Origin of the sequence: Streptomyces sp. ME02-8801-2C (assembly GCF_033793965.1) — a bacterium.
Lineage (GTDB): Bacteria > Actinomycetota > Actinomycetes > Streptomycetales > Streptomycetaceae > Streptomyces.
The window spans coordinates 89,173-101,481 of the sequence record NZ_JARAXP010000001.1 but is presented as its reverse complement, the minus strand read 5'-3'; the positions used below and the strand labels follow the sequence as shown (position 1 = coordinate 101,481).

The window sequence follows — 12,309 nt, the reverse complement described above, 5'->3', positions numbered from 1 at the left end:
CACCATGGCCAAGAACAAGAAGCAGAGCCGCCCGCAGACGCAGGCTTCACAGGCCGAGCGCGGTGCCGAGCAGGCGAAGTCCTCCTCGATGGAGTCGCAGGCCGAGCAGCGCATCAGCCAGGTGACTCCCGGTGACATGGCGCGCAAGGGCCGGCAGAAGCGCTTCGGCCACAACTGAGCCCGCTCGCGTACCACGGGCATTCACACGACGGGCTGTTGAAGCCCGGGCACAGCGAGGGGCGCGCCCGTTCAGGGCGCGCCCCTCGCTCACGTCAGTTGCTCAGCCGGCCAGACAGGACGGTCCGAGCAGCACCTTCAGGTCACCGAAGAGGGCCGGGTCCGGCTTCACCCGGTGGCGGTCGAGCCGCAGGACCGTCGTCTTGCTCGGTCCCTGGAGCCGGATGCGGACCTCGCTCTCCCCCTTGTGGTGACTGAGGATCTCGCCGAGCCTGCTGATCATCGGCGGGGTGACCTTCAGGGCGGGGATGGTGAGGATCACCGGCGCGTTGGTGCCCGCGTTGGACAGGTCCGGGACCTGGAGCTCCATCGCGACCAGCCGGGGCACGTCCTCCCGCTTGTCGAGGCGTCCCTTGACGAACACGACGGCGTCCTCGACGAGTTGGGTGGACACCAGCTGGTAGGTCGCCGGGAAGAACATGCACTCGATGGAACCCGCGAGGTCCTCGACGGTGGCGATGGCCCAGGCGTTGCCCTGCTTGGTCATCTTGCGCTGCAGACCCGAGATGATGCCGCCGATGGTGACAACCGCGCCGTCCGCGTGCTCACCCCCGGTGAGCTGGGCGATACCGGCGTCCGCCTTGTCGGACAGGACGTGTTCCAGGCCGAAGAGAGGGTGGTCGGAGACGTACAGACCGAGCATCTCCCGCTCCTGGGCGAGGAGATAGGCCTTGTCCCACTCGTCGGTGGTGAACTCGACGTCGAGACCGAAACCGGGCTCGCTGGTGTCCTCCTCGCCCATGCCGCCGAAGAGGTCGAACTGCCCCTCCGCTTCTTTCCGCTTCACCGCGACCACGTTGTCGATCATGGGCTCGAAGTGTGCGGTGAGGCCCTTGCGGGTGTGCCCCATGCTGTCGAACGCGCCGGCCTTGATGAGCGACTCCGTGGTCCGCTTGTTGCAGACGACGGCCTCGACCTTGTCAAGGTAGTCGGGGAAGGACGCGTACTTCCCCTTGGCGTTGCGGGACCTGATGATCGAGTCGACGACGTTCGTACCGACGTTGCGCACCGCGGACAGGCCGAAGAGGATCACGTCGTCGCCCTGGGCGGCGAAGTTGGACATCGACTCGTTGACGTTGGGCGGGAGCACCTTGATGCCCATGCGCCGGCACTCGTTCAGATAGATCGCGGACTTGTCCTTGTCGTCCTTGACCGAGGTGAGCAGACCGGCCATGTACTCGGCCGGGTAGTTCGCCTTCAGATAGGCGGTCCAGTAGGAGACCAGACCGTAGGCGGCCGAGTGGGCCTTGTTGAAGGCGTATCCGGCGAACGGGACCAGGACGTCCCACAGGGCCTGGATCGCCTCGTCGCTGTAGCCGTTCTTCTTGGCGCCGGCCTGGAAGATGGTGAAGTTCTTGGCCAGTTCGTCGGGCTTCTTCTTGCCCATCACGCGGCGCAGGATGTCGGCCTCGCCGAGCGAGTACCCGGCGATGATCTGGGCGGCCTTCTGCACCTGCTCCTGGTAGACGATCAGACCGTAGGTGACCGCGAGGACCTCCTCGAGAGGCTCCTCCAGCTCCTTGTGGATCGGGGTGATCTCCTGGAGCTTGTTCTTGCGCAGCGCGTAGTTGGTGTGCGAGTCCATGCCCATCGGGCCGGGACGGTAGAGCGCGGAGACAGCGGAGATGTCCTCGAAGTTGTCGGGCTTCATCAGCCGCAGCAGTGAACGCATGGGCCCGCCGTCGAACTGGAACACCCCGAGGGTGTCGCCGCGCTGGAGCAGTTCGAAGGTCGCCGGGTCGTCCAGCGGCAGGGCCAGCAGGTCGAGTTCGACGCCCTTGTTCGCCTTCACCATCTTGACGGCGTCGTCCATGATGGTCAGGTTGCGCAGGCCCAGGAAGTCCATCTTGAGCAGGCCGAGCGACTCGCACTGCGGGTAGTCCCACTGTGTGATGGTCACACCGTCGGTGTGCCGCACCCACACGGGCGCGTGGTCGACGATGGGCTCGCTGGACATGATGACGCCGGCCGCGTGCACACCCATCTGCCGGACCAGGCCCTCGACGCCCTTGGCGGTGTCGATGACCTTCTTGACGTCCGGCTCGTTCTCGTACATCGCCCGGATCTCGCCGGCCTCGCTGTAGCGCGGGTGCGAGGGGTCGGTGATGCCGTTGAGGTCGATGCCCTTGCCGAGGACGTCGGCGGGCATGGCCTTGGTGAGCCTGTCGCCCATCGCGTACGGGTAGCCCAGCACGCGCGCGGAGTCCTTGATGGCGTTCTTCGCCTTGATCTTGCCGTACGTGCCGATCATGGCGACCTTGTCGGCGCCGTACTTCTCCGTCACGTACCGGATCACCTCGACGCGCCGGCGTTCGTCGAAGTCGATGTCGACATCGGGCATGGAGACGCGCTCGGGGTTGAGGAACCGCTCGAAGATCAGACCGTGCGGGATCGGGTCGAGGTCGGTGATGCCCATGGCGTACGCGACGATCGAACCGGCCGCCGAACCACGGCCGGGGCCCACCGCGATGCCCTGCTTCTTGGCCCACATGATGAAGTCGGCGACGACGAGGAAGTAACCCGGGAACCCCATCTGGATGATGACGTCCATCTCGTACTCGACCTGCTTCTGGCGGTCCTCGGGGACACCGCCGGGGAAGCGGCGGGCCATGCCGAGCCGGACTTCCTCCTTGAACCAGGTGACCTCGGTGAACCCCTCGGGGATGTCGAACTTCGGCATGAGGTTCTTCGCCTCGAACATGCCGGTGGTGTCGATCTGTTCGGCCACCAGGAGGGTGTTGGCACAGCCCTGCTGCCACGCGTCGGAGGAGTCGACGGCGTACATCTCGTCCGTGGACTTCAGGTAGTAGCCGGTGCCGTCGAACTTGAAGCGGTCCGGGTCGGAGACGTTCTTGCCGGTCTGGATGCACAGCAGCGCGTCGTGCGCGCCCGCCTCGTGCGGGTACGTGTAGTGCGAGTCGTTCGTCACCAGGGGCGGGATGCCGAGCTTCTTGCCGATCTCCAGGAGGCCGTCGCGGACCCGGTGCTCGATCTCGATCCCGTGGTCCATGAGCTCCAGGAAGTACCGGTCCTTGCCGAAGATGTCCTGGTACTCGGAGGCCGCCTTCAGCGCCTCGTCGAACTGCCCGAGGCGCAGCCGGGTCTGGAGCTCACCGGACGGGCAGCCCGTGGAGGCGATGAGCCCCTCGGACCACTGCGAGATGGTCTCCTTGTCCATGCGCGGCCACTTCTGCAGCCAGCCCTCCGCGTAGGCGTCCGAGGAGAGCCGGAACAGGTTGTGCAGGCCCGTCGCGTTGGCCGCCCAGATCGTCTTGTGCGTGTAACCACCCGAACCGGACACGTCGTCGCGCTTCTGGTGCGGCTGGCCCCAGCGGATCTTGCGCTTGTTGCGCCGCGACTCCGGCGCCACATACGCCTCGATGCCGATGATCGGCGTGACACCCGCCTTCTTGGCGGTGTGGAAGAAGTCGTACGCCCCGTGGAGGTTGCCGTGGTCGGACATGGCGATATGGGTCATGCCCATCTCGTTGCACGCGTTGAACATGTCCTTGAGCCGCGCGGCACCGTCCAGCAGCGAGTACTGGGTGTGGACGTGCAGGTGCGTGAACGGCGGCTTTGACACGGCGTGGCCTCCATGGGAAACGCTCGGCGACAGGCTGCGGGCAGTCTGGGGGGACAGCGACGAAGTCTATGCCTCGGCACTGACAGCGGGAGGCTGCTCCCCCGTACCTTCGTGGGTGGGCCGTGGGCACTGGGGCGTACCTTCGGACGTTGGAGGGACGACGGCATCGTCCGTCCCGCCGGGCGGCCCGTCCGGCCCCATTCGTCACGCATCACCTGCACCAGGAGGCACCCAGCGATGTCGGTTACGCAGCTCAGCGCCGAGCACCGCGGCGAGGAGATCCTCACCGTCTTCGACACCGCGTTCGGCGAGCTCCTGGCCGCCGATCCGGCCGCGTTCCGCGTGAAGTTCCGCAAGATGGCCGCTTCCGCGTTCGCGTTCTACCGGGGTACGGCGTGCCTCTACTACCACGACCTGGACGCGGACCGGCGGGGCGGACCGTACCTGGACGACCGCACCTCGCGCGTGTGGATCCATGGCGACCTCCACGCGGAGAACTTCGGCACGTACATGGACGCGCAGGGCCGGCTGATCTTCAACGTCAACGACTTCGACGAGGCGTACGTCGGCCCCTTCACCTGGGACCTCAAGCGCCTCGCCGCCTCACTGGCCCTCATCGGGTACGCGAAGGCCCTCTCCGACGAGCAGATCACCGCGCTGGTGCGCACATACGCGGGCGCGTACCGCGAACGCATCCGCGCCCTCGCCACCGGCGCGAAGAGCGACGAGGTGCCGCCGTTCACCCTGGACACCGCCCAGGGGCCGCTGCTGGACGCGCTGCGTGACGCGCGCTCGCTGACCCGGTTCGGGCTGCTCGACTCGATGACGGAGATCCGCGACTTCGAGCGCCGCTTCGCGCCGGGCGGCGGCTCCATCGAGCTGGACGCGGCCACGCGCTACAAGGTGCTGGCCGCCTTCGACGGCTACCTGGAGACCCTGCCGGAGTCGTCCCTGACCCGCCCGGACTCCTACCGGGTGAAGGACGTCGTGGGCCGCCGGGGCATCGGCATCGGCTCGGCCGGGCTGCCCTCGTACAACATCCTTCTGGAGGGCGCCACGGACGCCCTGGAGAACGATGTGGTGATCTACATCAAGCAGGCCCAGACCCCGGCCGTCTCCCGGCACGTCACCGACCCGGCGATCCGCGGCTACTTCCAGCACGAGGGCCACCGCACGGTGATCTCGCAGCGCGCCCTCCAGGACCACGCCGACCCGTGGCTCGGCTGGACCGAGCTGGACGGGCGCGGCCAGCTCGTCGCCGAGGTGTCTCCGTACGCCGTGGACCTGGACTGGGGCGACATCGACGACCCGGCGGAGATCGCGGCCGTCGTCGCCGACCTGGGCCGGGCCACGGCCACGATGCACGCGGCGGCGGACGACCAGTCCGGCGAGTCCCTGGTGCCCTTCTCCACGGAGCGGGCCATCGACGCGGTGATCGCGGCCGACGAGGAGGGCTTCGCGGACGTCCTGGTCGAATTCGCCCACGAGTACGGGGCACGCGCGCGTCGCGACCACCAGATCTTCGTGGACCTGTTCCGCAACGGCCGGATCCCGGGCCTCTAGAGGTTCCCTCATCGGACCGTGCACGGGCTCACAGGGACCTTTTAGGGGCCTCTTACGGGAGTCCATGACACACTCTCCTCCGCTATGGACATATCCGGGACCCACCTCAGAGCCGTACGCGCGGCGCTGTTCACGGCACTCGTCGTGACGCTCAGCAGCGCGTCGCACGTGCTGCTGTCCAGGGTCCCGCTGCCGATGGGGACGGTGGCGGTGATCGCCGCCGCCGTCTTCGTCGTCGCGTACGCGCTGGCCGGCCGCGAGCGCGGCTTCGCCCGGATCGCGGCCCTGCTGGTCCCGCTGGAGCTGGCCGCCGACACGGTCTTCACCACCGGTCAGACGGTCTGTTACGGCCGGGTGGGCGGCCCGGTCGCCGGCCCGCTGCGCTCGGTCGGCTTCGACGTGCTGTGCGCCGGTGACGGCGTGGGCACCCCGCTGTCCCGGGTGACGGGCGCCGACACCGACCGGGTGACGGCCCTGCTCGCTCACGCGGGCCCCTCCACCGCGTGGCTGCTGCTGGCCGCGCATGTCGGCGTGGGGCTGCTGGCCGCCGCCTGGCTGCGCCGGGGCGAACGGGCCCTGGCCCAGCTGCTGGACTCGCTCACCGCGTCCACCTTCCGCCCGCTGCTGCTGGCCGCCGCCGCGGTCACGGTCCGGTCCGCCCCGGCGGTACGCCGTCTGCCGCGACCGGCTCGGCGCGTCGCCGCCCTCCGCACGCGCCTGTTCGTCCACTCCCTGGGACGACGAGGGCCGCCGAGCCCGGGCCCGCTCGCCTTCGCCTGAGCGGCACCCCCGCCCGAGCGACAGTGCCGAGCGACGCGCACCGGCAGGACCCTTATTCGTTCATTCGTTTCCGCGTACGACGCCCATGACGCGTACGCGTTCCCCAGGGAGATCACCAGCATGAGCAAGCGGAACAGCCAGGCGTCCAAGAGCGCGGCACGTGAGCGTCTGCGCGAGGAGCGCGAGCGCCAGGCCAAGCGCGACAAGGCCAGGCGGCAGGTCATCGTGGCGGGCGCCGTCGTCGCCGTCCTCGCGATAGCCGGCGGTATCGGCTACGCGGTCGTGCAGAACAACAAGCCGGGCTACTGGGACGCGGCGAAGGACGAGAAGGTCGTCGCGCCGGCCAACACCACGGGCACCGACGGCACGACGGTGATCCTCGGCAAGAGCACCGCGAAGAAGACCCTCAAGCTGTACGAGGACCCGCGCTGCCCGATCTGCGCCCAGTTCGAGGAGACGGTCGGCTCGACGCTGAAGGCGGACTTCGACGCGGGCAAGTTCAAGATCCAGTACATCGGCGGAACGTTCCTCGACGGCGACACCGACGACAACGGGAAGATCGCGATCGGCTCCCGCGGCGAGGGCTCCAAGAACGCGATGAGCGCCATGGGCGCCGCGCTGAACGTGAGTCCGGAGGCGTTCCTCGAGTACAAGACCGCCCTCTACTCGACGAAGTACCACCCCGAGGAGACGGACGACAAGTTCAAGAGCGACGACTACCTGATCAAGGTGGCGGACACGGTCGCCGCGCTCAAGAACAACACGAAGTTCCAGACCGCCGTCAAGAACGGCACGTACGACGCCTGGGCACTGGCGATGTCCCAGACGTTCAACACCAACAAGGACGGCGTCAACGGCACGCCGAGCCTGGTGATGGACGGCAAGAAGCTCACGGCCCCGGGCAGCGACAACGCGCCCATGTCGGTCGCCGACTTCAACACCGCGATCGACGCCGCGCTGAAGGCCTGAGCAGCGGGTTCCGGGCGTTTCCGGCGCCTGTCGTACGGTCCGCCGCTCGGTCCCGGTGGACGATCAGCCGAAGAGCGGGCGAACTTTTGACGTTCGCCCGCTCTTCGGCCTTACCGGTCAGTAATCTCAGCGCCCGTGACGAGTCGAAGTGCTTCCTCCGAGTCCATGGGCGCCCGGGTCAACTCCCTCGCCCCACGCCGCCGTACGGTCGTCAAGGCCGCCGCCGCCACCGCGGTGCTGGCCGGTCCGCTGGCCGCCGCGCTGCCCGCCCGCGCCGCCGCCGAGACCCCCGCCTTCCTGCACGGGGTCGCCTCCGGCGATCCGCTGCCGGACGGCGTCCTGCTGTGGACGCGCGTGACGCCCACCGCCGAGGCGATACCCGGTTCCGGGATCGGCCCGGACACCGAGGTGAGCTGGATCGTCGCCCGCGACAAGGCGTTCACGAACATCGTCTCCAAGGGATCGACGACCGCGAGGGCGGCCTCCGACCACACGGTCAAGGCGGACATCAGGGGCCTCGCGCCCGCCACGGACTACTGGTTCCGCTTCTCGGCCGGCGGCACCGACTCCCCCGCCGCCCGCACCCGTACCGCGCCCGCCGCCGACGCCGCCGTGGCGGGCCTGCGCTTCGGTGTGGTCTCCTGCGCCAACTGGGAAGCCGGTTACTTCTCCTCGTACCGCCATCTCGCGGCCCGCGGCGACCTGGACGCCTGGCTGCACCTCGGCGACTACATCTACGAGTACGGCACCGGCGGTTACGGCACCCGCGGCACCGTCGTACGCCCGCACTCCCCCGCCCACGAGATCCTCACGCTCGCCGACTACCGCGTACGCCACGGCCGTTACAAGACCGACTCCGACCTGCAGTCCCTCCACGCGGCGGCTCCCGTCATCGCCATCTGGGACGACCACGAGTTCGCCAACGACGCCTGGTCGGGCGGCGCCGAGAACCACACCGAGGGCGCGGAGGGCACCTGGTCGAGCCGGCAGGCCGCGGCCAAGCAGGCCTACTTCGAGTGGATGCCGGTCCGCCCGGCGGTCGCGGGCACCACCTACCGGCGCCTGCGCTTCGGCAAGCTCGCCGACCTGTCCCTCCTCGATCTGCGTTCCTTCCGCTCGCGGCAGGTGTCCACGGGCAGCGGTTCGGTCGACGATCCGGCGCGTACGATCACCGGCCGGGCCCAACTGGACTGGCTGAAGGCCGGGTTGAAGGCCTCGGACACCACCTGGCGGCTGGTCGGGAACTCGGTGATGATCTCGCCGTTCGCCATCGGCTCTCTCACCGCCGACCTCTTCAAGCCCCTCGCCGAGCTGCTCGGCCTGCCCAAGGAGGGCCTCGCCCTCAACACCGACCAGTGGGACGGCTACACGGACGACCGGCGTGAACTCCTCGCCCACCTCCGCTCGAACGCCATCCGCAACACCGTCTTCCTGACCGGCGACATCCACATGGCCTGGGCCAACGACGTGCCCGTGGACGCCGGCACCTACCCGCTGTCGCCCTCGGCCGCCACGGAGTTCGTCGTCACGTCGGTCACCTCCGACAACCTCGACGACATCCTCAAGGTCCCCGAGGGCACCGTCACCGCACTCGCCGCGCCGATCATCCGCGCGGCCAACCGGCACGTCCACTGGGTCGACACCGACCGCCACGGCTACGGCGTCCTGGACATCACCGCCGACCGCGCGCAGATGGACTACTACGTACTGTCAGACCGCACGAAGCCGAACGCGACCTCTACCTGGTGGCGCTCGTACCGCACACCCAGCGGCACGCAGCGGGTGGAGCGGACGTACGACCCGGTGTAGTACCTACAGGCTGTCGAGGAAGCCGAGCGCCACCCGCCAGGTGGCCTCGGCCGCCTCCTCGTCGTAGTCCGGCAGTTCCGGGTCGGTGTAGAGGTGACCGGCTCCGGCATACCGGTAGACCTCGACATCGGCGCCCACCTTGCCCATCCGGAGATACCAGGAGCTCAACCAGTCGTCGGTCTCGAACGCGTCGGGCTCGGCCACATGCAGCTGGACCGGCAGCTCGTCCACCGACGCCGTCTCCGCGATGTCGGACGTGCCGTGCAGCAGCAACAGCCCGCGCGCCCTGTCGTCGCCAAGCGCGAGCGTCTGCGCGGTCGCGGCGCCGAAGGAGAACCCCGCGTACACCAGACCGCGCCCGGAGTAGGGCGCGGCGGCCAGGATCGCCCGCTTGAGCAGCTCGTCCTTGCCTATGGAGTCCTTGAAGGCCATGCCCTCCTCGACGGTCTCGAAGGTGCGCCCTTCGAAGAGGTCGGGGGTCCACACCTCGTGTCCGGCCGCCCGCAGCCGGTCCGCCGCGGCACGCACGGCGGGGCGAAGCCCGTAGGTCGAGTGAAAGAGCATGACGTTCATGCACACATCGTGCCAGCCACCACTGACAACGACCCCACCGGCAACAGCCTCCCCACGCGGCATGTGTGCCAGCACACCCGGGGCCACATGTTCAGGACCGCCCTTCTACGGTTACGTTCTCCGGCATGGAGAACGTACTGCGCCCGTTGATCGTCCTGGGTGGCTCGGTCGTGCTCACGCTGCTCATCGGCTGGGTCACGGACCGTCTGCTGCGCAAGGCGGACGAACGACAGACCGAGACCCCGTTGTGGGGCCTGCTGCGGCGGGGCCGCGTGCCCTACCAGCTCCTCCTGTGCGCGGCGCTGCTCAGAGGGTCGTACGACCAGGCCGATCTGCTTCCCGGCCACGAGGTCAGCGTCGGCCGGGCCCTGACACTGGTCCTGATCGGCTCGGCGGCATGGCTGATCGTGCGCATCTCGGCGGCGATCGTGGACACCACGTACTCCCGTTATGCCCGCGCCCACCGCGACCCGGCCAGGGTCCGCCGGGTCCGTACCCAGGTGTCGCTGATCATGCGGGTGGTCACGGCGGTCGTGGGTGTCGTGGCCGTGGCGGCGATGCTGCTGACCTTCCCGGCGATGCGCGCGGCCGGCGCCTCCCTGCTGGCCTCCGCCGGTGTCCTGGGCATCGTCGCCGGTGTGGCGGCCCAGTCGACGCTGAGCAACATGTTCGCGGGGTTCCAGATCGCCTTCGGCGACATGGTGCGCATGGGTGACACGGTCGTGGTGGACGGCGAGTGGGGCACGGTCGACGAGATCACGCTGACCTTCCTGACCGTGCGCACCTGGGACGAGCGCCGCATCACGATGCCGGTCTCCTACTTCACCTCGAAGCCCTTCGAGAACTGGTCGCGGGGCGGCGCCCAGATGACCGGCATCGTCTTCTGGCACCTGGACCACACCGCGCCCATGGAGGCGATGCGCGAGAAGCTCCGGGACCTCCTGCGCGAGTGCCCGGCCTGGGACGGCCGCGCCTGCGACCTGTCCGTCACGGATGCCACCCCGAGCACCATGGAAGTACGCGCGCTGGTGACGGCGAAGGACGCGGACGACGTCTGGAAGGTCCGGGTGCACGTCCGCGAGGGCATGATCCGCTGGCTGACCGAACAGCACCCGTACGCCCTTCCCCGGGTCAACACGGCGGACGCGACCCTGCCCCCGGGCACGGAGTTCACCCGCCAGGCCCGCAGGGCGTACGAAACCCCCCGGGTAGCAGGCCGAACCTGACCCCAAACGGAAAGCCGCCGACGAAGAACACCCCCCACAGGAGAGGCCCACTTCTCAACGAACTGGAAACGGGCGGTGCGCCGGCGGGAGAAAACCCTAAAAACGGCGCCGCATCCCAAGATGCGCGATCCCCGCCTCGAAGAACTCGCCCCCGTACCCCACATAACCGAGCCGCTCGTAAAACCCCGCCGCAGCGGTCTGCGCATGCAGATCCACGGCGACAAGCCCCAGCCCACGAGCCGCCCCCTCGATCCCCCGCACCAGGGCAACCCCCACCCCCAACCCCCGCGCTTCCTTCCGCACCGCGAGCCGCCCGAGCGACCCCACGGACAGATCACCCCCGGTCCGCCCGGCCGCAGCCGGCCCGTACAGCAACCGCCCCGTACCGAGCGCCACCCCGTCCTCCCGGACGGCCAGCACATGCAGCGCGCCCGCGTCGAACTCGTCGTACTCCAGATCCTCCGGCACCCGCTGCTCGACGACGAAGACCTCCTTGCGCACCGCGAAGCAGGCCTCGCGGTCGGCGGGGTCCTCGGCGACACGCACCACGTACGACGGCAGGGTCATCCGTACGTCTCCTCACGCACCCGCTCCAGGGCGGTGGCCAGGTCGTCGGGGTAGTCGCTCTCGAACTCGACCCACGTGCCGTCCCCCGGGTGCTCGAAGCCGAGGCGTACGGCGTGCAGCCACTGGCGGGTCAGGCCGAGCCGCTTGGCAAGCGTCGGGTCCGCGCCGTACGTGAGGTCGCCGACGCAGGGGTGGCGGTGGGCGGCCATGTGGACGCGGATCTGGTGGGTGCGGCCCGTCTCCAGCTTCACATCGAGCAGGGAGGCCGCGCGGAACGCCTCAATGAGGTCGTAGTGCGTGACGGACGGCTTGCCCTCGGCCGTGACCGCCCACTTGTAGTCGTGGTTGGGGTGCCGGCCGATGGGCGCGTCGATCGTGCCGCTCATCGGGTCGGGGTGGCCCTGGACCAGCGTGTGGTAGCGCTTGTCGACCGTGCGCTCCTTGAACTGGCGCTTGAGCGACGTGTACGCGCGCTCCGACTTGGCGACCGCCATCAGGCCGGAGGTGCCCACGTCGAGCCGGTGCACGATGCCCTGGCGCTCGGCGGCACCGGAGGTGGAGATGCGGTAGCCGGCGGCGGCGAGGCCGCCGATGACGGTCGTCCCGGTCCAGCCGGGCGACGGGTGCGCGGCCACGCCGACGGGCTTGACGATCACGACGATGTCGTCGTCGTCGTGCACGATCTCCATGCCCTCGACCGGCTCGGCGACCACCTGCACGGGCGCGGGCGCCTGCGGCATCTCGACCTCGAGCCAGGCGCCGCCGTGCACCCGCTCCGACTTGCCGACCACCGAGCCGTCGACCATGACCTTCCCGGCTGCGGCCAGCTCGGCTGCTTTCGTACGGGAGAAGCCGAACATCCGGGAGATGGCGGCGTCTACGCGCTCGCCCTCCAGGCCGTCCGGCACGGGCAGGTTACGGATCTCGGGAATCGTACTCACCTGTCGAGTATGCCGGACGGGCCCGGCACCCCCGACCGGGCCTGTGGACAAACCCCGCTCG

General features: G+C 69.1%; 10 protein-coding genes. 6 read left to right on the top strand and 4 right to left on the bottom strand.

Annotation, left to right across the window (positions count from 1 at the left end; translation table 11 throughout):
* Positions 1–4: 4 nt before the first annotated feature.
* The gene (locus PV396_RS00455; protein WP_319199540.1) at positions 5–178 is read left to right on the top strand and encodes a hypothetical protein; all 174 of its coding nucleotides are present in this window, start codon (positions 5–7) and stop codon (positions 176–178) included.
* Positions 179–280: 102 nt separating this feature from the next.
* Here PV396_RS00455 and dnaE read toward each other — a convergent pair whose 3' ends face one another.
* A complete protein-coding gene (gene dnaE / locus PV396_RS00450) occupies positions 281–3,820 on the bottom strand; it encodes a DNA polymerase III subunit alpha (RefSeq protein WP_319199539.1) in 3,540 nt (1,179 codons plus the stop codon).
* Between the two features lie 237 nt (positions 3,821–4,057).
* Here dnaE and PV396_RS00445 point away from each other — a divergent pair, with 237 nt between their 5' ends.
* The 4 genes from PV396_RS00445 (at position 4,058) to PV396_RS00430 (ending at position 8,941) form a co-directional block, all read left to right on the top strand.
* The gene (locus PV396_RS00445) at positions 4,058–5,383 is read left to right on the top strand and encodes a DUF2252 domain-containing protein (protein ID WP_319199538.1); all 1,326 of its coding nucleotides are present in this window, start codon (positions 4,058–4,060) and stop codon (positions 5,381–5,383) included.
* Between the two features lie 84 nt (positions 5,384–5,467).
* On the top strand, positions 5,468–6,163 hold the full coding sequence (locus PV396_RS00440; protein ID WP_319199537.1) for a hypothetical protein: 696 nt from the start codon (positions 5,468–5,470) through the stop codon (positions 6,161–6,163).
* 120 nt (positions 6,164–6,283) lie between these two features.
* A complete protein-coding gene (locus PV396_RS00435; protein WP_319199536.1) occupies positions 6,284–7,132 on the top strand; it encodes a thioredoxin domain-containing protein in 849 nt (282 codons plus the stop codon).
* A 135-nt stretch (positions 7,133–7,267) separates the two neighbouring features.
* Complete coding sequence (locus PV396_RS00430) at positions 7,268–8,941, top strand: alkaline phosphatase D family protein (protein ID WP_319199535.1); 1,674 nt, start codon at positions 7,268–7,270, stop codon at positions 8,939–8,941.
* Between the two features lie 3 nt (positions 8,942–8,944).
* On the opposite strand, the gene PV396_RS00425 is transcribed toward PV396_RS00430, so the two are convergent.
* Positions 8,945–9,514, bottom strand: a complete 570-nt coding sequence (locus tag PV396_RS00425) for a dienelactone hydrolase family protein (RefSeq protein ID WP_319199534.1) — start codon at positions 9,512–9,514, stop codon at positions 8,945–8,947.
* Positions 9,515–9,639: 125 nt separating this feature from the next.
* Between PV396_RS00425 and PV396_RS00420 the strand changes: the two genes are divergently transcribed.
* On the top strand, positions 9,640–10,740 hold the full coding sequence (locus PV396_RS00420) for a mechanosensitive ion channel family protein (protein WP_319199533.1): 1,101 nt from the start codon (positions 9,640–9,642) through the stop codon (positions 10,738–10,740).
* A 96-nt stretch (positions 10,741–10,836) separates the two neighbouring features.
* On the opposite strand, the gene PV396_RS00415 is transcribed toward PV396_RS00420, so the two are convergent.
* Positions 10,837–11,307 carry a GNAT family N-acetyltransferase gene (locus PV396_RS00415; RefSeq protein ID WP_319199532.1) on the bottom strand — a complete coding sequence of 157 codons (471 nt, stop codon included), beginning with the start codon at positions 11,305–11,307 and terminating at the stop codon, positions 10,837–10,839.
* Positions 11,304–12,248, bottom strand: a complete 945-nt coding sequence (locus PV396_RS00410) for an RluA family pseudouridine synthase (protein ID WP_319199531.1) — start codon at positions 12,246–12,248, stop codon at positions 11,304–11,306. Before PV396_RS00410 ends, PV396_RS00415 begins: the two co-directional genes overlap by 4 nt.
* Between the last annotated feature and the right edge of the window lie 61 nt (positions 12,249–12,309).